Genomic DNA, 20031 nt, shown 5'->3' with positions numbered 1-20031 from the left:
GTTACCATATACACTTTTTTGAAAATTTATGACTTTTGGGTCAAGCTCTTCTTTAGATTCTAATATTTTAATCATTAGATTTAATTCTTTCGTACATTATTATACCAGCTGCAACAGAAGCGTTTAAGCTTTGAATTTTTCCTAACATAGGTAGGTGATATAAGAAATCACATTCGTTAGTAACAACTTTGCTCATACCTTCACCTTCGTTACCAATAACGATAGCTAAAGGTACATCTTTTGCGATTTTTGTATAATCTTCAGAACGTTCAGCTAATGTTGTTCCAGCAATCCAGAATCCTTTTTCTTTTAATTTTTTAATAGCGTCAGTTAGGTTTGATACACGGATAACAGGCATGTGTTCGATTGCTCCTGCAGAAGCTTTAACCGCAGTTTGGCTAACCACAGCGGCACGACGTTTAGGAATTATTATTGCCTTAACACCACTTGCTTCAGCAGTTCGAATTATTGCACCAAGGTTATGTGGATCTTCAATATGATCTAAAATAAGTAAGGTAGTGTCCTTATTAATTTCTAAGTTATTTACTACTTCATCAAGTTCAAAGTAAGAGTATGGCGCAACATAGGCGATAACTCCTTGATGACGTTCAGTAGTTGAATTGTCTAGCTTGCGTTTTGGAACTTCTTGACAAATGATTTTTTTCTCATTTGCAATGGCGAAAATAGATTTTAATCTTCCTTTTTCTATACCCTCTTGGAATAAAATTTTATTAATTTCACGACCTGATTTAATTGCTTCTAATATAGCATTACGCCCAGCAATTACTTCTTTATCTAAATCAACTTCAGCAGTTTGAACTTGAGATTTTTGTTCTTTGTTTTTCAGTCTTAATTCTTTATAGTGTTTATTGTTTTTCTTCATATAGTCTAATTATGTAGTTAAACATTTCCTCCAATCTTTCAAAGTTTTTTTCTAAATATAAATAACCGAATACCGCCTCTAGTCCAGTAGCAAGTTTGTATTCCATAATACTTGCATTTTTTGCTTTAGAGTTGTTTTTTTGATTTTTTGCACGGTTATAAATTTTTTCTTCTTGTTCCGTTAATATACTATTGTTAAGTATATTTTCCATAAAACTTGCTTGGGCTCTGGCAGATACGATTGTAGAAACTGTTTTATGAAGATCATTTATTTTTCCTAAGTGATTTTTCATAACATATTCTCTACTCATAATATCGTAAATACTATCTCCAATATAGGCAAGGGTTAAAGCCTGCATTTGGTTAGGGTTAGTGAAGTTTTTTTCGGTAAATTTAAATGTTATATTTTTTTCCATCGTACACCTTGTTTTGTATCTTCTAGAATAATTCCTTGTTCTTTTAAGTCATCACGGATTTTATCAGCTAAGGCGAAGTCACGGTTTTTACGAGCGGCTTCACGTTCAGCTATCAGACTTTCGATGTGTTCACTATCGAGTGCATTATCTTCTTTTACATTTATTCCAAGAATTGAACTATACGTTTCGAATGCAGCGTTAATTAGTTCTAATGTTTCCTTATTAACAGCTTCTTTTGCTGTATAAGAATTAGAAATTCTTACGATTTCATACCATGAAGAAAGAGCATTCGCTGTATTGAAATCATCTTGCATATATTCTTCAAATTTATTTAGTTCTTCTGTAACTAATGTTACAACTTCTGTATCTAATTTTTCTTCAGTCATTTCGTTATTTAATCTGAATTGTAGATTTTGATATGAAGTTTTAATTTTTTCGAAGTTTGTTTTTGCTAATTCAATATTTTCTAATGTGTAGTTAATTGGAGTTCTATAGTGGACTGTCAACATGAATAAACGAAGTACCATTGGATTGATTTCAGCAATAATATCTTTTACTAAACGGAAATTCCCTAAACTTTTACTCATTTTAACATTATCAATATTTATAAATGCATTGTGCATCCAGTAATTACTAAATGGTGCATGGTTATGACATTCTGATTGTGCAATCTCATTTTCATGGTGAGGGAATGTTAAATCCTGACCACCAGCGTGGATATCGATTGTTTCGCCCAGTGTTTCTTTAGCCATAACAGAACACTCAATGTGCCAACCGGGGCGACCTTCTCCAAATGGACTATCCCATTTAACTTCACCTGGTTTAGCTTTTTTCCATAGTGCAAAATCTAGGGGATCTTCTTTGTGTTCTCCAACTTCAATACGAGCACCACTAATTAAATCATCGATAGATTGTTTACTTAATTTTCCGTAGTCTTCTTTTTTACGAGTTCTGAAATAAACATCACCGTCTGCTTCATAAGCAAATCCTTCTTCAACTAATTTAGCTATGAATTTGATTATTTCTTGCATATATTCTGTAACTCGAGGATTTTTTGTTGCTCTTTTACATCCTAATGCATCGTAATCCTTAAAGAAAGCATTGATGTACTTATCTGTAAGTTCACTAGTGGAAATTCCTTCTTCATTACTTGCTTTAATAATCTTGTCATCAACGTCAGTAAAGTTAGAGATAAAATCTACTTCATATCCACTATGTTCTAAATATTTTCGTACAACATCAAAAACTATAATAGGACGTGCATTACCGATATGAATATAATTGTATACAGTCGGTCCACAAACATACATTCGTACTTTATTTTCTTCTATTGTTTTTAAAATTTCTTTTTGTTTTGTCAATGTATTATAGAGTTTAATCATAAATAGCTCCTTTTTAATTGGGGGCAAATATGTAAGTGATGTACTCCCAAAATTCTCAATTTTTTAATAATTAGAAAAATCTATTACTTAAATTTTAACACAAAATGTTGATAAAATGAATTATTTATTAATATTTCATGTGAGATAGTTGATTTTTAATTGTTTTAAAATTTAATTTGTATTAAAATATATAGTGGATAAAAAATAAAGGATAAGGATAACATGAAATTATCAGATACGATTTATACGACTGATCAACATAAACAATCAAAAGATATATTTCTAATAATACTAGGAACAGTATTATTCTCAATTTATGCTGGATTGTTAATACCTGTTAATAATATTGGTGCGGGTGGTGCATTAGGATTAAGTTTAGTAATTAATAAAATAACTGGGATAAAAATAGGAACTGCACAATTTGTTTTAAATGTTCCATTATTTTATTTAGGTTATAAATATATTGGGAGAAAATTTGTAATACTAACAGGATTAGTAATTAGTATCTCATCTTTTTTAATTAACAATTTACCTAAGATAATAACTCCTGTTAACCTTGGAGATTCTCTTGTAGCCGCAATCTTCTGTGGAATTATTTCGGGATTAGCTATGTGTTGTCTGTTGGTTGCTGGAGCTTCAACGGGTGGAACGGATATAACAGGTAAGTTTATTACTAAGCAGTTTAAATATAATCTACCAACAGTTTTTTTAATACAAGATATAACAATATATACAATAGTGTGGATATTTTTTGATATTAAATATGTAATGTATGCACTTGTAATGAGTTTTGTACGTAATCAGACGATGAAAGGTGTTCAAAAATTCTTTTCAGCATATATACAATGTACAATAATTTGTAGTAATCCAGAAAAAATGGTGGAACTAATAAACACTACACTGCATAGAGGTTCTACAATAATGGATGTTGAAGGTGGATATTCTCATAAGAAAAAAAGAATGATTATCGTAGTTATTCAACAAAATGAGATGCATCTTTTAAGACAATTAGTAGCGAAAAATTGTCCAGAAGCATTTATTACAGTAACTGCAGTTAATACTATTGTAGGTAATTTTAAAGAACATTCATATAGACTATAATAACAAAGTAAATACGGCTTGAAAACACAGGTTTTCGAGTCGTATTTTTGTGAGTGACTCAAAAATCGTGATTTCGTAGAAATCGATTTTGTCGAGTCACCCCCGCACAGTTTATTAGACATCTAAAAAGCTTTTATAAAGCGAATTTAGATATCAATGAACCACTGCGTCTATGAGTTCTCATATGAACTTTGTCGTTTGGGTCAACCCCATAATAAAGGAAGTTTAAAAAGGGGAAATAAGTTGATAATTGACCATATTTGATATATAATAACAAGTGAAAAAGAAAATTAGGAGGTAAGAAAATGAATTTAATTCCTACAGTAATTGAGCAAACTTCTCAAGGAGAAAGAGCTTATGATATTTATTCAAGATTATTAAAAGATAGAATCATTATTTTAGGATCAGATGTTAATGATCAAGTAGCTAATTCAATAACAAGTCAACTTTTATTTTTAGAAGCACAAGATAGTGAAAAGGATATCTACTTTTACATAAATTCACCAGGGGGAAGTGTAACGGCTGGATTTGCAATTTATGATACTATGCAACATATTAAATGTGATGTTGTAACTATTTGTATGGGTATGGCGGCTAGTATGGGAGCATTCTTACTTGCAGCAGGAACTATTGGTAAACGTTATGCACTTCCAAATGCAGAAGTGATGATTCACCAACCCTTAGGTGGAGCGCAAGGTCAAGCAACTGAAATTGAAATAGCAGCTAAACATATTTTAAGAACTCGTGAAAAACTAAATAAAATTTTAGCGGACAGAACTGGACAAACTATTAAAGCTATTGAACGTGATACAGAACGTGATAACTACTTAACTGCTGAAGAAGCATGTGAATATGGATTAGTTGATAAAGTAATGTATCCAGAAAATAATAAACCACAAAAAAAAGAGAAACCAAAAAAAGCTACGAAAAAAGTTGCTAATAAATCAGAATAAATAAAAAAAGGAATTGGGCATGCAACCCGATTCCTTTTATATTTTCCAAATTTTTCCAAGAGCGTTACGAAATTCGTAATTATCCATAAAGTATTCTATATTACCATTGAAATTACGTTTAAATTGAAGAACACCGTAGTCACTTGCTGTTTCAGAAGTGAAATCTTTTGAGGTACCGAAGAAATTGAAATATTTAAAGTTATTATTTATTGCATATTTCATCATATGGAATAATATAGCATATGGTCCTTCATAACGATGGAACTTACTGATTGCTCCACTAGTGAAGTATATTAAATCTTGTCCTGATTCGATGAAACTTGCACATGATAAATTAATAATATTTCCATTTTCTGATTTTAGTTCTTTTATTTTTTCAATTTTTTTATACCAAATTCCAATATTTTCATCAAATTCCTTTAGACGATTCGTTGCCTTTTTAGCGTTAACTTTACCTTGATCTAGTTTTTCTTTTAAGTCATCTCGTTCTTTTTCAAGAGTAGCTATTGTTTCTGTAGTAGTTTTAATAAATTGATCGCAATCAATGTAAGAAATAAGATAACGTGCTTTTTCACCAATATTATTTTTAAGTGATTTAAAGTATGTATTGTCACGAATTTCAAAATTAATTCTATTTTCTGTGGCACGATTTATTTCATCAAAAATTTTAGCATCATTCTCATTAAAAATATCTATTTCTCGTACTAATACACCTTCTTTAATAGTTCTATTTATAGTATAACGAGCAATTTGAGATATATTTTTTAATAAATTAGATTCTGTTATGTTTTCATCTAATGACTTAGAAAATATACAACGGGGAGGTAATGTTGGGTTTGTAAACAAGTCAGCATTCATAGGGATGTAATTTAAATCATTCAAAATTTTTGCGACTTTTTTAGCATCTTGATTTTCAGTAATATATTCAATATCTTTGAAATATTTCTCGTTTACAAAAGGATTCACCCTTACAGAAAGCACGCGAAGATCTTTAGCAAAGTATTTTTTTAATTCTGTCATATAGAATTTTACTAGTTCAATATTTGAATAATTCATAATTGGACCAAATTGAGCAGTCACCTTATAAAAGAATTTTTTATACTGAAAATAAATGAAAGTTCCATAAGCTAAGATTTTATTATTTTCTTTAACTGCTAAAATTTTAGTTTTTAAATTATTATTGCTATTATTTGTCATGAAATTATATTCAGCTGACTGAGGGAAAAAATAACGGTGGTTATTTTCTTTTTGAAATTGTTGGAGTTCCTCACTATTAATTTCAGTAAATATCATCTTGAAATCTCCTTTTTAATATGTTTATTTTCAAAATTACTTATACGATTATATAATAAATTTTAGAAAAAAAAAAGTAATATACTGTAATTAAACTGATATGAGGGTAAAAGTAAATCAATTATAGTGTATAATAATCTTGAATTCATACAAATAATCGATCTAACTCAAAGAAGGTTGTAATTAGTTAAAAAACAATTACAACCTTATTTCTATATTTTCTTAATTTTTAAATTGCTTACCATTAGATAAGAACATAATATTACTAAGATTAGCGTAGCAATGCTTGGTAATTTTATCGGTGCGATAATCGCAAGAATTGTTCCACAAGTTGTGATAGGAACACCTTGGTAGTATCCATTTTTCATTTTTGTAACGTTGAATCTGGCTAGACGATAAGCACCACAACATACGTATACTCCGCAAATTATTGCAACTATTGTTGTTAGAATAGCTGATGGTTTTTCAGTAGTAACAAATATTTCAAAAACAAGCATAGCTGGTGCAACTCCAAAACTAACTACGTCACATAATGAATCTAAATCGTGACCAATTTCAGAAACAACACCAAGTTTTCTTGCAACGATACCATCGTATCTATCTGCAAGCATGGCTAATATAATAAAGACAGTTCCCCAAATGAAATATCCGTGTGATGTAGTCAAAATTGACATGAATCCACAAAATATATTACATAAGGTAAGATAATTTGGTATGAAGTTTTTATTCATTTTAAAAGTCACCCTCCAATATTGATATTATAATTATAGTACAAATTTGAAATAATGTCTAAGAAAATATAAAATTTATAATAATTAAAGTTAGAAAATTTATATAAGTACGGTGTTGTTTATCCTGAAAGAAACTGTTATAATTAGGGTACAGTTGAATTTTGGGAGGTGCACTATGGAAAAGAATTTTAAAAATTTAAATTTAATGAAGATTATAAAAGAACTGCTTATTATCTCTTTGGGATGTGCAATTTATTCTTTTGCGATTATGCATTTTAATGTTCCAAACAAACTTGCAGAAGGTGGAGGAACAGGGATAGCGCTGTTATTATTATATGCAATTGGACTACCGGTTTCTGTTGGGACAATTTTGGTGAATATTCCTTTATTAGTAATCGGTTATAAAATGTTAGATAAGAAAACTATGTTATATACTGTATATGGTATTTTTATGCTAACTTTTTGGATAGGAGTATTTGAAAAATATAATATCGCTATTGATATAGGAGGGGATAGACTACTTGCTTCTGTTTTTGGGGGGATACTTGCTGGTATTGGTCTTGGAATAGTCTTTTTAGCAGGTGGAACAACCGGGGGAGTAGATATCGTAGCTAAGATTATTCAACTTTATACAGGAAGTTCAATCGGTAGAATAATTCAAGTTCTCGATGGAGTAATTATAGCTTTAACATTTGTAGTAGTTAAAAGTTTTCCTGCGATATTATATACATTAATTTATATTTTCATATGTACTAAGATGATTGACTATGTTGTTGAAGGTGGTGTTCCTGGAAAAGGAGTAATGATTGTTTCATCAGAGATTGAATTAATAACTAAACGAATTCAAGATGATATGAATCGAGGTTTGACATATATTAAAGGTCAGGGAAGTTATTCTAAGAAAGATTTAAATATAGGATATTGTGTAGTCTCTAGAAATGAGATAGGGAAAGTGAAATCTATCGTTTATAATATTGACCCACGGGCGTTTGTAACAATCACCGAAGTTCATGATATTATTGGTGAAGGATTCAGTTTTGATCAACCGAAGAAAACGAGATTATCGTTTAAAAACAAATTATAAAAAAGGATGTATGGGAGTGACTTTATAAAAATGATTTTTTATGAATCATAAGTCTAAAGTCGCTCCTATTATTATTTAATACAAGGAGGAAAAAATCAAAAATAGTATGGTTAAAAATTATTATATAAGATTAGTAAGTTTAATATTATTAATAGCTGTTTGTTGTTCGGTATTTGGGCAGATACTATTAAATTTAATAGAGATAACAAGTGGTTACTATAAGTATTTGATAGTATTAACACCTTTAATTTTAATTTTCACAAAATTTAGTAATAAGTATTTAAAAACTAATACGATAGGAATGAAATATTTTATAGAAGCTGCAACTGGTAATAAAGATAAAGTAACATGGAGCTTTCCTTTTATACTAACGTTGAATACCTTATTAGCACATGGATTTGGAGTAAGTGTTGGACGTGAAGGAGTTGCTGTACAATTAGGTGGAGCTATCGGAGGTAATCTTACTGGAGGAGATTTCAGTAAGGAGAAGAAACAATTTTTTGTTAAATTAGGAATGATTTGTGGTTTTGCAGGATTATTTCAAACACCACTTGCTGCAGTAGTATTTATTTTAGAAGTTGTTAATGAAAAATTTTATTTTACAGTGAATAAGGTATATGAGTATATAATATATATAATCGGAGCATATATTAGCGCCTTTGTTTCCCATAAGTTAGGTTTAGAGAAGTTCTTTGTAGAAATAGATGTAAGTAAGGTAAATATAAATTTAGAATTTATATTCAAACTTATTTTAATTGGTATTGTTTTTGTATTTGTAGGGATCTTCTTTGTTGTTATTCAAAGAAAAATTAAAGAAGTGGTAGTTTTAAATGAGAAAATCAGTTGGATTCTTTTGATTGTTTTTATTCTAGTTAGTTTTATTTTTGAATATAGGTATGCTTCGTTAGGAACAAATTTAATTGGCTTTTCTTTCACAAACTTTGAACAAATTCAAATTTATGATTTTATATTGAAGATTGTTTTAACAGCGATTTGTACAGGTATTGGTTTTAGTGGTGGAGAAGTTACGCCACTATTTGCGATAGGAGCTACATGTGGAGTGATTTTAGGAACTTATTTAGGATTACCTATTTTAGTAACAGCAGCTCTAGGGTATTGTCTTGTATTCTCAGCAGCAACGAAAACTTACATTGCTCCTATACTTCTTGCTTTAGAAGTATTTGGTTATAAGCTTATGCTCTTTGCAATTGTTCCTTCATTTCTAATTTACTTAATAAATAAAAAGTATAGTATATATAAGTAGTAAAGATATAGAAGAAACCCTAGTGTGATAATTCACACTAGGGATTTGTTTTTAGAGTCCAAGTATATTAAGTATTTCTTTTTTATATTTTAATTTTTGCTCATCTTGATTTTCTATATCAAGATTTATTTTAATTTCTGATACTATTTCACCAGGTTTGTTTTTTATGATATAAATTCTATCACTAAGATCGATAGCTTCATCAATATCGTGGGTAATAAGTAGAGTAGTTAAGTCAAGTTTATTCTTAATTTCTAAATACCAAGAGTGTAGTGAAATTTTAGTAATTGCATCGAGTGCACTGAATGGTTCATCTAATAAGAATAGTTCTTCTTTAAACATATATGTACGAAGTAGTGCGATTCTTTGACGCATACCTCCACTTAATTCACTAGGATATTTATCTTTATATTCATAAAGATTAAATAATTTTAGACTTTTTATTGCTTCTTCTTCAGCTTCTTTTTTACTGACTTTTCTTATTAGAAGTGGAAGTGTTATATTTTGAATAATAGTTTTATGCTCTAGTAATAAATCTTTTTGAAGCATATAACTTACACGACCTTTATAGTCTGTGTTACCTTTTATAGATATCTCACCACTTTGAAGAGGATTGATACCTGCGATAATATTGAAAAGTGTAGTTTTACCAACACCACTACCGCCGAGTATAGATACGACTTCACCTTTATCGACGTAAATATTTATATCATGTAATATTTTATTGTTCGGATAATTGAAAGATAAGTTTTTTATTGATAATATATTCATTATTTTATAAAGTCATTGCTGAATCCAGTGTTTTCTGCAAGAGGTTTTTCAGTGATTTTGTTGTCGTTAACCCAACGGTAGAATGCATTCCATCTGTTAGCGTCGAATTCACCCCAGTGATCTTTGTTTGATGCATATTGTTTAGATAAATATTTTTGAGATTCAACGATGAAATCTTTTTTATCTTTTAATTCTGGAGCATTTTTAATTAAAATCTCTGCAGCTTCTTCAGGATGTTCTATAGCGTAGACATATCCTTTCTTAATAGCTTTAAGAACTTTTTTAGCTTCTTCTTTATTTTCTTTTAAGTAATCATTATTTGCAATAATTACTGGAGAATAGTAGTCTAAGTCTTTGTTGAAATCTTTTAAGTAGAAGTAGTTAATGTCTAATTTCATACTTTCTGCTAATTTACCATCCCAAGCATAGTAAATCCAAGCAGCATCGAAAAGACCATTTTCTAATGGAGTAACAGAGTTAGTATCTGTATTTGGAGCTAAGTTTAACTTATTAGCATCTCCACCTTGTTTTTGAATTAATGATTTAACCATTGCTAATTCTACTGGATCATTCCAAGTTCCATATTTTTTACCTTCAAGGTCTTTAGGTTCTTTAATATTGTTTTTCTTAAGCGAAATAATACCAGATGTGTTATGTTCGATAATAGCAGCTACAGCAGTGATTCCTGCTCCTTTAGAAAGTTTGTTAGCCATTGAGTCTTGGTAATAAATTCCAAAAGGTGCTTTATTGTTAATAATTAAATCAGAAGTACTGTCTTCAGGTGCTGGTTTAATATCAAGATCGATACCTTCTTCAGCAAAGTATCCTTTTTCCTTCGCTACATATAGACCAGTGTGGTTAGTATTAATCGCCCAGTCAAGAACGAAGTCAACTTTCTTAAGTTCTTTTTTCTCTGCATTTTTATTTACTGTACTACATGCAGTTAATGAAATTGCTAAGATAAATGCAAAAATGCTAGTTAATATCTTTTTCATGATTTTCTCCTATATATTTCCATTTAATAAATTTTTTCTCACTTAGTTTAACAAGTTCAATACTTAGTAAACTGATGACTGATACTAATATGATAATTGCAAACATAGTATCATATTCAAAAAGTTTTTTTGCTTTAATCATGTATACTCCAAGTCCTTCAAATCCTCCAAGCCATTCAGCTACTACTGCAGCGATAAATGCATAAGAGACGCTGACTCTAAGTCCTGCGTAGAAATAACTAAGACTAGTAGGAATTTTAACATGCCAAAGTATTTGGAATTTACTCGCATTCATAAGATGTAAAAGAGTGATCATATCTTTATCACAGTTTCTAAATCCATCTAGAATACTAACAACTATTGGGAATGTTGTCGTTAAAACAATCAATACAATCTTTGGAGTTAGTCCGTATCCAAGCCAAAGAACAAGGATAGGGGCTATGGCTATAGTTGGAATAGTTTGAGTTAGTACTAAAAGTGGATAAATTGTCTTATTAAATATTGGTATACTATCCATAATTAAAGCAAGAAGCCAAGCTATGACTATTCCTAGAAATAATCCTATTATAGCTTCGAGTAGGGTGATTTTGCTGTGAAAAATTAATAGTTGATAGTTTTTTATAAATGCTTTTACTATTTCAATGGGTGTTGGAATAATGTATTTAGGTAATAAACCAAGGTTTCCAGCACCTTGCCAAATTATGATTAAGAACAACATAGAAATAGTTGCAGCGTATTTGTTAATTAAATTTACTAATTTTCTCATCAATAGTTAAAACGTCTCCATAGTTAATTTTCACATTTGCAAAAATATTTTTGCTGTCCTCACCCGCTAGGACTAAACATTCTTTTAATGTATCCATTAAATCATTGAATTCTCCTTCAATGACCGTTTCGAATGGAGTTACCTTTAAATTAGAATGTTTATTTTGTAGAAAATAGATAACTTTATCTATAATCTTTAATCTCCCATCATGATTATCAAGTGGAAGAATTTGTAATGCAATACTGCAATTTATCAAAATAAAAAACCTCCTTACAATATAAGGGGGGTCTAAGTTTTGTCTTTAAGCTAAGTGTACCTACGCTGGCATTATCCAGATCAGGTGCGGTCGAAATATTGATATTTCCTCTCAGACTGTTCACAGACTCCCGTATAAATAATTATAGCATAATGGTAAAATAATTCAATAAAAGTACTTTCAAGTGAGTGACTCAAAAATTGAGATTTCGGAGAAACAAAATTTTGTCGAATCATCCCCGCAAAGTTTAGTAAATATCTAAAAAGCTTTTGTAAAGCGAATTTAGATATCGATAAATCACTGCGTCTATGAGTTTTTATATGAACTTTGTTAAATTTTAGGTCTTTTGGATTAGCCTCAAATAGGTAAGACTGTAAAATAGGTGAGATGAGTAGATTTAATATAACATAAATGATATATTTCTATATAGAAGTCTAAAATCATACTAGAGTTATTAATTATAATAACAATAGTATATATAAAAGAATTATTTTTGATTTTTCTTTTGATATATGATAGAATTATTAATCATAAATAAAATAAAAGAGGGATATACCAGTGAAAATTTTAAGAGAAATTATGGAATGGATAGTAGTTGTAGTAGTTTCGATAGCTATTTATCTTGTTCTAAGCACTTATGTTATTGCACCTTTTACAGTAAAAGGTCACTCAATGGACTACACATTTGCTGATAACGATAAAGTTTTCGTTAATAAATTTAGTAAAAACTTTGAACGTGGAGATGAAGTTGTTTTCCACGCCAATGAAACTGATGATTATATTAAACGTATAATTGGAGTTCCTGGAGACACAATTGAGTACAGAAACGATGTATTATATGTAAATGGTCAAAAAGTAGATGAGCCATACTTAGCTCAAAAAATAAAAGAGGCTAAGGCTTCTGGTACAGCACCATTTACACCAGACTTTAATATTGAATTTTTAAGCAGTACAAAATCTAAGACAGTACCTGAAGGGACATACTTCGTACTTGGAGATAATAGACAACACAGTACGGACAGTCGTGTCTTTGGATTCGTTAAAAAAGAAGCGATGATTGGAAAGGTAAGCTTAAGATACTATCCATTTAGTTCATTTAAATTCTTTTAATATTCAATCATAAAGAAAATTATATATATCGAATTATTTTAGTTGCTAAAAATATTACGTTATGCTAGAATAATATACGGGCACTCTTAAAGAGTGATTTAAGAAACCACCCCCTGCGATAATTTCGTAGGGGGTTTATTATTTTTTAATAGAAGGAGAACACAATGACAAAGTATATTTTTGTAACAGGTGGAGTAGTTTCATCATTAGGAAAAGGGATTGTAGCGGCATCAGTAGGTCGTGTATTAAAAAATAGAGGATTAAAGGTAACATTACAAAAGTTTGATCCATATTTAAACGTTGACCCAGGAACAATGAGTCCATATCAACATGGAGAAGTTTTCGTTACAGAAGATGGAGCAGAAACAGATTTAGACTTAGGGCACTATGAGAGATTCATCGATGTTAACTTAGGACAATATTCTAACGTAACTGCAGGACGTGTTTATTCTTCAATTATCGAAAAAGAACGTCGTGGAGATTATTTAGGAGGAACAGTTCAAGTAATTCCTCACGTAACTAACGAAATAAAATCTCGTGTATTATTAGCAGGAGAATCTAGTGATGCAGACGTAGTTATTACTGAAATCGGTGGAACAACAGGAGATATCGAATCTTTACCATTCTTAGAAGCTATCCGTCAAATCCGTAGTGATTTAGGTCGTGATAATGTATGTTTCATTCACTGTACATTATTACCATATATTAAAGCTGCTGGAGAAATGAAAACTAAACCAACTCAACAATCAGTAAAAGAATTACGTGGATTAGGTATTCAACCAGATATTATCGTAGTGAGAAATGAGCTTGCTCTAAACGATGAACTACGTGCTAAAATTTCATTATTCTGTGACATTCCTAAACAAAATGTTATTGAAAGTCGCGATGTAAGTAATTTATATCAATTACCAGTAAATCTTAAAGCTCAAAAAATTGATGATATCGTATTAAATCACTTTGGTTTAACAGCACCAGAAGCTGATATGACTGAATGGTTATCATTAGTAGAGAGAGTAGATAACTTAAAAGAAAATGTAAGGATTGCATTAGTAGGTAAATATGTAGAACTTCATGATGCTTATATTTCAGTCGTAGAATCACTTAAACACGCTGGATATAAACACAATGCTAAAGTAAAAATTGATTGGATCCAATCTGAAGATATTACAGAAGAAAATGTACATGAATATCTTAAAGATGCAGATGGAATTTTAGTTCCTGGTGGATTTGGTGATCGTGGAGTAGAAGGTAAAATCACAACTATTAAATATGCACGTGAAAACAATGTTCCGTTCTTCGGTATTTGCTTAGGTATGCAACTTGCTGCTGTTGAGTTTGCACGTAATGTATGTGGATTAACTGGAGCACATTCATCTGAATTAGATCCAAATACACCATACCCAATTATTAACTTATTAGCAGATCAAGAAAATGTTGTTGAAATGGGAGGAACTTTACGTTTAGGAAGTTACCCTTGTACATTAACAGAAGGATCTGTAGCACACAGAGAATATGGGGAAATCAACATTACTGAGCGTCACCGTCACAGATACGAATTCAACAACTTCTATCGTGATCGTTTATCTCAAAAAGGTATGGTATTATCAGGTGTGAGTCCAGATGGAAAACTTGTAGAAATAGTAGAGATTCCTGAACACCCATGGTTCGTTGCAGGTCAATTCCACCCAGAATTCAAATCACGTCCAGAAAAAGCACACCCATTATTCGCTGGATTCATTAAAGCAAGTTTAGAAAATAAAAGATAAGAAGTAGAGATTTAATATGAAATTATCAGGTTTAATCACAGAACTTGAAAACAATCGTAATGAACTTTTAGCTGAATCAATGGGAAAGTACATGCGGGATAAATTCAACTTTCTTGGTATAAGAGGACCGAAAAGAACAGAATTATTTAAGAAGTATTTTCCTACAGCTAGAAAAACAAAAGAAATAGATTGGAATTTTATTGAAACTTGTTGGAATAAAGAAGAAAGAGAATTTCAATATGCGGTAGTGTATTATTTAAAAGCTATGCAAAAATTTCTAAAAAAAGGTGATATTTCAAAGCTAAAGTATCTTGTAGTTACTAAATCTTGGTGGGATACAGTTGATTTACTATCTAAGATTATTGGTGATGTTGTGAATCGTAACAAGGAATTAAAAACTTTGATGTTAGAATGGTCAAAAAAAGAAAACAACATCTGGTTAAGAAGAGTAGCTATTTTACATCAATTATCATTCAAAGAGAATGTAGATAAACTTTTATTAGAAACAATACTAGAAGATAATTTATCTGATGGTGAATTTTTCATTAATAAAGCTATAGGATGGGCACTTCGAGATTATTCAAAAGTTAATCCAGAATGGGTTAGGAAATTCATAGAAAAAAATAGAAGTGAAATGGCGAATCTTAGTTTAAGAGAAGCGATGAAATATTTATAGGATTAGTTAGAGAAAATTGCTTATATTTAAATGAGTGATTTTCTCTTTTTTCAATATTAATATAATGTTATACTATTAATAAATGGAATTTAATATAAATTTTATACTATAATGTAGCTTTAAAAATACAATAATATACTTAGGAAGATATTATAAACAAAATTTTTATGTGATAATATTTTTTAGTCTAATAATAAGTTTTATAATAATAGAGGTGAAATATAATGAAGAGAATAGTTACAAGTTTTTTTGTAGTAATTCTTTCGGTTGTACTATTAATAATTCTACCGTTTATTTTGAAAAATAAGCAAGAAGAATATATTGATTTTTCAAATGTAACGGAGTCTATTGATAATACTAATAATGATGATGAAAACTTGAGAATAGGATTGATTTCGGTAGCAGGAGATAATAAGAGTTATATCTTGGAGAAAGAATTAGCTAATTACATCGGTGAAAAACTAAATAAAAAGGTTAAATTGATTCAAAAAAAAAGTTATAGAGATATAAATATTCTATTGAAAAATAATAAAATAGATATTGCATTTTTATCAACAGGAGCATATTCATTATATGAAGATAAGGATTCATTAGAACTTTTAGCTAGACCAAATAGGGGAAAAGCATATTATCATCCTATAGTCATCGCTAAAAAAGACTCAAGTATAAAGGAGATAGAGGATTTAAAAAATATGAGTTTTGCTTTTGTTGATACTTATAGTTATTCCGGGTATTTAGCATTAAATGACTATTTTAAAAAAAATGGAATAATAGTTAATAAATTTTTTAGTAGTAATTATTTTACGCATAGCCATGAGGAATCGATAAACCAAGTTGCAAGTGGAACAGCGTCGGCAGCTATAATTGATGACTGGGCTTTACAATATATACAAAATAATTTTCCAGAAGTAGCTAACAATGTTAAAGTAATAAAGACATTCCCAGAGGTAGCGACTGGTCCAGTAGTTAGTCATAAAAATTATGAAGATAAAGAAAAAATTAAGAATATATTACTTTCTATAAACAAGGATAATTCAATAAAGAATACATTATCTCAACTTCAGATTGAAAAATATGTAGAAACAAAAGCAAGTGATTATCCAAATCTAATAAGCGAGGATTAGAAAATGGATAAGTTGAAGATAAAAAATAAAATTATAATATTTTTTGTGGTAATTTATACAGTATATTTGAGTGTTGTTCTAGTATATACGTATGCTAATAATAAAAATATACTTGAAGGTGCATTGAAAGATAGAATAACTCAAACTTATTACCAATTATCAGGAAATATTTCAGAGAACATAAAAACAGAAAATACTTATGAAATATATCAAAAAATTCATAGTGCATCAGTAAATAAAGAGGTAGCATATATAGTTATTTACGATAATGAGAAAAATATATTAGGGAAAACTTTAAAAGGTGTTCCAGAGAAACTTTTAACATTTAATACCGAACAATTAAATAATTTTAAAAGATATGGGAGCTCAAGAGGAGAATTATTAGAATATATTTCTCCTATAGATGATGTAAATATCGGATATATAAGGATAGGATTTTACACAAAAGATATTTATGTTAAAACATACACGCAGTTTTTAAGAATATTATTTTTAAATATGATAGTATTTCTTATGTTGTTAATAATTGCTTACTATATTTCAAAAATGATTGAACGCCCTGTTCAAGATTTAACTCTAGTTACAGATGAAATTATAAGAGAAGGAGACTATAGAAAAAAAATAGAAAAAGATAATTATAGCCGTGATTTCCATGTTCTTGTTAGCTCTATTAATAAAATGGTTGAGTCAAATAGAAAAAACAAGAAATTGAATAACTATTTATTAAACAAAATATTCAGAATTCAAGAAGAAGAAAGAAAAATGCTTTCTAGGGAATTACATGACGAGGTAAGTCAGTCTTTAGCAAGCTTGTTGTTTTTATTGAGTAATCTTGTAGAAAAAGAAAGTGATGAAAGAAAAAAAGATAGATTACTATTAATACAAACAGAGATAGAAAATAGTTTAACAAACATAAGAAATATTGCAGTAAATTTAAGACCACCAAGTTCAGAATTGAGTTTAGAAGAAGTGCTTATAAAATACATAGAAGATTATAAAAAATTATATAATATCGAAGTGGATTTTTATACAAACTATAGAGGTGGAAAGAATAATAATTTTGATATAACCCTCTATCGTATAATTCAAGAATCGTTATCTAATATAAAACGCCATTCAGGAGCAACAGAAGTACAGATTAAACTTTATGGGAATGCAGATTACATTATCTTGAGTATTGCCGATAATGGTATTGGATTAACTAAAGAACGTGTAGAGAAGGCTAAAAAAGAAGGACGATTAGGAATTTATGGAATACAAGAAAGGATTTTAGATTTTTCAGGGGAGTTTAAGGTTTTACATAATAAAAAATATTCTACAATACTAACTTGTAAATTTAAGACTGAAGTGATAGAGGAGAAAGCTGATGAAGATATTATTGATTGATGACCATAAACTAATAAAAATTGGCATAAAAGTACTTTTAGAAGATGATGAAAAAATCAGTGTCATTGATGATTGTGCAAGTAAAACTGAATTTTTGGAAAAAATTAAAGATAATATATATAATTTATTTATTTGTGATATTTCATTGCCTGACGGGAGTGGATACGATATATTAGAAATTATAAAAGAGAAAAAACTCGATGCTAAAGTAATTATATTAAGTATGCATGAAGATAAATCATATATAAAAAAAGCTTTGAGACTGGGAGCCTCGGGTTACGTAACAAAAAGCACTGCTCATGAAGAAATCTTGCAAGCAATTGATAAAGTTATAGTAAAAGATGAAATATACTTAAATGATAAGTATGCTACAATCTTCTATGAACTATTTAAAGAAGATAAAGAAATAGAACTTAGTGAACGAGAAAAAGAGGTAGGGAGATATATAGTTGAAGGGTATACTCTGACAGATATTGGAGAGAAATTGTTTCTAAGTGTTAAAACTGTGGATACATACAAAAAACGCCTTATGGAAAAAACAAATACTAAAAAAAGAAGTGAATTAGTGGAATATTTAAAAAATAACCTTATATTATAACCAAAAGAAAAATATCTCTATCAGAATAAGGAGGATTAAAAATCTTGTCTGATAGAGATATTTATTTATTAATTTTCTAACTGTTTAGATGTTTTTTTGAATAGTGTTAATGAGATGAATACAAATGCTAATACGCAAGAAACGATTAATGCGTAGAAACCACCATTCCATCCAAAGACATCAACAAGTTTACCCATAACGTAACCAGCGCTTGCTGATCCAAGTAGGTAACCGAATAAACCAGTAAGCCCAGTTGCAGTACCTGTAGCAACACGTGGAACTAAGTCTGCTGCTTGAAGACCAATCATCATAACAGGTCCATAGATTAAGAATCCGATAGCTACAAGACAGATATTATCTACTAATGGGTTTCCTGGAGGGTTTTTCCAGTAAATGAAAACAGCTACAAGAACTCCAGTTAAGAATAATAACATAGGAGGAGCACGGTGTCCTTTAAACACTTTATCACTTAAGTATCCACTAGTTAGCATACCGAAGATACCAGCATATTCATATAAGAAGTAAGCCCAACTTTGTTTGTCAACAGAGAAGTGTTTTACTTCTTTTAAGTAAGTAGGTGCCCAGTCGATAATTCCGTAACGTACAAAGTATACGAATACGTTAGCGACTGCGATAGCCCATAGGAATTTGTTGTTAATAATGTATTTAAAGAAAATATCTTTTGCTGATAATGTGTGAGCAGACTCAACTTTTTCTACAATTTTTTCACCTTTCCATTCGTCTACAGGAGGTAAACCTTCAGACTCTGGAGTATCTTTCATTAGATAAAACATAATAATTGCTAAGATAATAGCAATAGTCGCTGGTAAGTAGAATAATGATTGCCAAGCACCAAAAACTGAAAGTCCTAAAAGTGCAAGAGGACCGATTAATCCACCACCAAGGTTGTGAGAAACATTCCACCAACTCCACCAGGCCCCACGCTCAGAAGCAGAGAACCAGTTAGTCATTGTTTTAGCACCAGGTGGGTATCCCATACCTTGGAACCATCCGTTAAGTGCTGATAAGAAAATCATTAATGTTAATGAAGAAAGTACTGCAGGAACAAGACCGAAAATTAAGCTGACAGCAGCAGAGGCAACTAAACCAATAGTAATAAAGTACTTAGGATTACTTCTATCTGAAACGTTACCCATGATGAATTTACTGAAACCATAAGCTAAAGAAAGGGCAAGAGAAACTTTCCCTAAATCAGCTTTAGAGTAACCATATTGATCAATTAAATAAGGGATAGCAAGTGAGAAGTTTTTTCTAATTAGATAGTATGCTGCGTATCCAATGAAGACTCCTGAGAATACTTGCCATCGAAGTTTTTTATATTCAGCATCAGTACGAGAACTATCAATTCTCGGTTTTGGTGCTGAAGCTCTTAAAAATGAGAACATAAAAATTCCTCCTTTACTTCAATAATGTATTATTTTAAACTTTAGATAAACTTAATTCATATTAAGCTTAC

Annotated in this window: 20 protein-coding genes; 10 read left to right on the top strand and 10 right to left on the bottom strand. The window is 29.9% G+C overall.

Annotation, left to right across the window (positions count from 1 at the left end):
* Window positions 1–67: 67 nt before the first annotated feature.
* From rlmB to cysS, 3 genes are read right to left on the bottom strand one after another with little or no spacing between them, the layout of a single operon-like run.
* On the bottom strand, window positions 68–883 hold the full coding sequence (gene rlmB, locus ACWOA3_RS03995; protein ID WP_003147173.1) for a 23S rRNA (guanosine(2251)-2'-O)-methyltransferase RlmB: 816 nt from the start codon (window positions 881–883) through the stop codon (window positions 68–70).
* On the bottom strand, window positions 867–1298 hold the full coding sequence (locus ACWOA3_RS03990; protein WP_456884216.1) for a Mini-ribonuclease 3: 432 nt from the start codon (window positions 1296–1298) through the stop codon (window positions 867–869). The genes rlmB and ACWOA3_RS03990 overlap by 17 nt, the downstream gene beginning before the upstream one ends.
* Window positions 1283–2680 (bottom strand): cysteine--tRNA ligase, encoded by a 1398-nt coding sequence (gene cysS, locus ACWOA3_RS03985; RefSeq protein WP_456884214.1) that lies wholly within the window; start codon window positions 2678–2680, stop codon window positions 1283–1285. Before cysS ends, ACWOA3_RS03990 begins: the two co-directional genes overlap by 16 nt.
* 222 nt (window positions 2681–2902) lie before the next feature.
* Here cysS and ACWOA3_RS03980 point away from each other — a divergent pair, with 222 nt between their 5' ends.
* Together ACWOA3_RS03980 and clpP are read left to right on the top strand one after the other, a co-directional pair.
* Window positions 2903–3781 carry a YitT family protein gene (locus ACWOA3_RS03980; RefSeq protein WP_003147170.1) on the top strand — a complete coding sequence of 293 codons (879 nt, stop codon included), beginning with the start codon at window positions 2903–2905 and terminating at the stop codon, window positions 3779–3781.
* A 305-nt stretch (window positions 3782–4086) separates the two neighbouring features.
* On the top strand, window positions 4087–4734 hold the full coding sequence (clpP, locus tag ACWOA3_RS03975) for an ATP-dependent Clp endopeptidase proteolytic subunit ClpP (RefSeq protein WP_003147167.1): 648 nt from the start codon (window positions 4087–4089) through the stop codon (window positions 4732–4734).
* Between the two features lie 36 nt (window positions 4735–4770).
* Here the strand turns inward: clpP and ACWOA3_RS03970 are convergent, their stop codons facing one another.
* A complete protein-coding gene (locus ACWOA3_RS03970; protein ID WP_442565989.1) occupies window positions 4771–6027 on the bottom strand; it encodes a peptidoglycan bridge formation glycyltransferase FemA/FemB family protein in 1257 nt (418 codons plus the stop codon).
* A gap of 212 nt (window positions 6028–6239) precedes the next feature.
* Window positions 6240–6758: a CDP-diacylglycerol--serine O-phosphatidyltransferase gene (pssA, locus tag ACWOA3_RS03965; RefSeq protein ID WP_003147165.1), complete on the bottom strand. Its 519-nt coding sequence runs from the start codon at window positions 6756–6758 to the stop codon at window positions 6240–6242.
* Between the two features lie 175 nt (window positions 6759–6933).
* On the opposite strand from pssA, the gene ACWOA3_RS03960 reads away from it, so the two are divergent.
* Together ACWOA3_RS03960 and ACWOA3_RS03955 are read left to right on the top strand one after the other, a co-directional pair.
* Window positions 6934–7842, top strand: a complete 909-nt coding sequence (locus ACWOA3_RS03960; protein WP_442565988.1) for a YitT family protein — start codon at window positions 6934–6936, stop codon at window positions 7840–7842.
* Window positions 7843–7948: 106 nt separating this feature from the next.
* Window positions 7949–9106 carry a chloride channel protein gene (locus tag ACWOA3_RS03955; protein WP_456884211.1) on the top strand — a complete coding sequence of 386 codons (1158 nt, stop codon included), beginning with the start codon at window positions 7949–7951 and terminating at the stop codon, window positions 9104–9106.
* Between the two features lie 51 nt (window positions 9107–9157).
* On the opposite strand, the gene ACWOA3_RS03950 is transcribed toward ACWOA3_RS03955, so the two are convergent.
* The 4 genes from ACWOA3_RS03950 to ACWOA3_RS03935 are packed head-to-tail and all read right to left on the bottom strand — an operon-like array spanning window position 9158 to window position 11894.
* On the bottom strand, window positions 9158–9877 hold the full coding sequence (locus tag ACWOA3_RS03950) for an ABC transporter ATP-binding protein (RefSeq protein WP_003147162.1): 720 nt from the start codon (window positions 9875–9877) through the stop codon (window positions 9158–9160).
* Window positions 9877–10872, bottom strand: coding sequence for an ABC transporter substrate-binding protein (locus ACWOA3_RS03945; protein WP_003147161.1), 996 nt, complete (start codon window positions 10870–10872; stop codon window positions 9877–9879). The genes ACWOA3_RS03950 and ACWOA3_RS03945 overlap by 1 nt, the downstream gene beginning before the upstream one ends.
* Window positions 10853–11638 carry an ABC transporter permease gene (locus ACWOA3_RS03940; RefSeq protein WP_456884209.1) on the bottom strand — a complete coding sequence of 262 codons (786 nt, stop codon included), beginning with the start codon at window positions 11636–11638 and terminating at the stop codon, window positions 10853–10855. Before ACWOA3_RS03940 ends, ACWOA3_RS03945 begins: the two co-directional genes overlap by 20 nt.
* The gene (locus ACWOA3_RS03935) at window positions 11613–11894 is read right to left on the bottom strand and encodes a thiamine-binding protein (protein ID WP_003147158.1); all 282 of its coding nucleotides are present in this window, start codon (window positions 11892–11894) and stop codon (window positions 11613–11615) included. The genes ACWOA3_RS03940 and ACWOA3_RS03935 overlap by 26 nt, the downstream gene beginning before the upstream one ends.
* 558 nt (window positions 11895–12452) lie before the next feature.
* On the opposite strand from ACWOA3_RS03935, the gene lepB reads away from it, so the two are divergent.
* From lepB to ACWOA3_RS03905, 6 genes are all read left to right on the top strand, one after another.
* Window positions 12453–13004: a signal peptidase I gene (lepB, locus tag ACWOA3_RS03930; protein ID WP_003147157.1), complete on the top strand. Its 552-nt coding sequence runs from the start codon at window positions 12453–12455 to the stop codon at window positions 13002–13004.
* Between the two features lie 164 nt (window positions 13005–13168).
* Window positions 13169–14770, top strand: a complete 1602-nt coding sequence (locus ACWOA3_RS03925) for a CTP synthase (protein WP_442565984.1) — start codon at window positions 13169–13171, stop codon at window positions 14768–14770.
* Between the two features lie 16 nt (window positions 14771–14786).
* Window positions 14787–15446 (top strand): DNA alkylation repair protein, encoded by a 660-nt coding sequence (locus tag ACWOA3_RS03920; protein WP_442565983.1) that lies wholly within the window; start codon window positions 14787–14789, stop codon window positions 15444–15446.
* Between the two features lie 224 nt (window positions 15447–15670).
* Window positions 15671–16570 (top strand): phosphate/phosphite/phosphonate ABC transporter substrate-binding protein, encoded by a 900-nt coding sequence (gene phnD / locus ACWOA3_RS03915; protein ID WP_442565982.1) that lies wholly within the window; start codon window positions 15671–15673, stop codon window positions 16568–16570.
* Between the two features lie 3 nt (window positions 16571–16573).
* The gene (locus ACWOA3_RS03910; protein ID WP_456884207.1) at window positions 16574–17956 is read left to right on the top strand and encodes a sensor histidine kinase; all 1383 of its coding nucleotides are present in this window, start codon (window positions 16574–16576) and stop codon (window positions 17954–17956) included.
* A complete protein-coding gene (locus ACWOA3_RS03905; protein ID WP_003147152.1) occupies window positions 17937–18554 on the top strand; it encodes a response regulator transcription factor in 618 nt (205 codons plus the stop codon). Before ACWOA3_RS03910 ends, ACWOA3_RS03905 begins: the two co-directional genes overlap by 20 nt.
* A 68-nt stretch (window positions 18555–18622) precedes the next feature.
* On the opposite strand, the gene pgtP is transcribed toward ACWOA3_RS03905, so the two are convergent.
* On the bottom strand, window positions 18623–19960 hold the full coding sequence (gene pgtP / locus ACWOA3_RS03900; RefSeq protein WP_003147151.1) for a phosphoglycerate transporter protein PgtP: 1338 nt from the start codon (window positions 19958–19960) through the stop codon (window positions 18623–18625).
* Window positions 19961–20031 lie beyond the last annotated feature (71 nt).

The organism is Gemella taiwanensis, assembly GCF_054054385.1.
This window is presented reverse-complemented; position numbering and strand designations above follow the sequence as displayed.

What these genes read in the sequence shown, in the direction of transcription:
- ACWOA3_RS03925 (WP_442565984.1), top strand. Translation starts at nt 13,169, where the DNA reads ATGACAAAGTATATTTTTGTAACAGGTGGAGTAGTTTCATCATTAGGA.
- cysS (WP_456884214.1), bottom strand. Translation starts at nt 2,680, where the DNA reads ATGATTAAACTCTATAATACATTGACAAAACAAAAAGAAATTTTAAAA.
- ACWOA3_RS03950 (WP_003147162.1), bottom strand. Translation starts at nt 9,877, where the DNA reads ATGAATATATTATCAATAAAAAACTTATCTTTCAATTATCCGAACAAT.
- pgtP (WP_003147151.1), bottom strand. Translation starts at nt 19,960, where the DNA reads ATGTTCTCATTTTTAAGAGCTTCAGCACCAAAACCGAGAATTGATAGT.
- rlmB (WP_003147173.1), bottom strand. Translation starts at nt 883, where the DNA reads ATGAAGAAAAACAATAAACACTATAAAGAATTAAGACTGAAAAACAAA.
- ACWOA3_RS03980 (WP_003147170.1), top strand. Translation starts at nt 2,903, where the DNA reads ATGAAATTATCAGATACGATTTATACGACTGATCAACATAAACAATCA.
- phnD (WP_442565982.1), top strand. Translation starts at nt 15,671, where the DNA reads ATGAAGAGAATAGTTACAAGTTTTTTTGTAGTAATTCTTTCGGTTGTA.
- ACWOA3_RS03940 (WP_456884209.1), bottom strand. Translation starts at nt 11,638, where the DNA reads ATGAGAAAATTAGTAAATTTAATTAACAAATACGCTGCAACTATTTCT.
- ACWOA3_RS03945 (WP_003147161.1), bottom strand. Translation starts at nt 10,872, where the DNA reads ATGAAAAAGATATTAACTAGCATTTTTGCATTTATCTTAGCAATTTCA.
- pssA (WP_003147165.1), bottom strand. Translation starts at nt 6,758, where the DNA reads ATGAATAAAAACTTCATACCAAATTATCTTACCTTATGTAATATATTT.
- ACWOA3_RS03955 (WP_456884211.1), top strand. Translation starts at nt 7,949, where the DNA reads ATGGTTAAAAATTATTATATAAGATTAGTAAGTTTAATATTATTAATA.
- clpP (WP_003147167.1), top strand. Translation starts at nt 4,087, where the DNA reads ATGAATTTAATTCCTACAGTAATTGAGCAAACTTCTCAAGGAGAAAGA.
- ACWOA3_RS03990 (WP_456884216.1), bottom strand. Translation starts at nt 1,298, where the DNA reads ATGGAAAAAAATATAACATTTAAATTTACCGAAAAAAACTTCACTAAC.
- ACWOA3_RS03920 (WP_442565983.1), top strand. Translation starts at nt 14,787, where the DNA reads ATGAAATTATCAGGTTTAATCACAGAACTTGAAAACAATCGTAATGAA.
- ACWOA3_RS03910 (WP_456884207.1), top strand. Translation starts at nt 16,574, where the DNA reads ATGGATAAGTTGAAGATAAAAAATAAAATTATAATATTTTTTGTGGTA.
- ACWOA3_RS03960 (WP_442565988.1), top strand. Translation starts at nt 6,934, where the DNA reads ATGGAAAAGAATTTTAAAAATTTAAATTTAATGAAGATTATAAAAGAA.
- ACWOA3_RS03905 (WP_003147152.1), top strand. Translation starts at nt 17,937, where the DNA reads ATGAAGATATTATTGATTGATGACCATAAACTAATAAAAATTGGCATA.
- ACWOA3_RS03970 (WP_442565989.1), bottom strand. Translation starts at nt 6,027, where the DNA reads ATGATATTTACTGAAATTAATAGTGAGGAACTCCAACAATTTCAAAAA.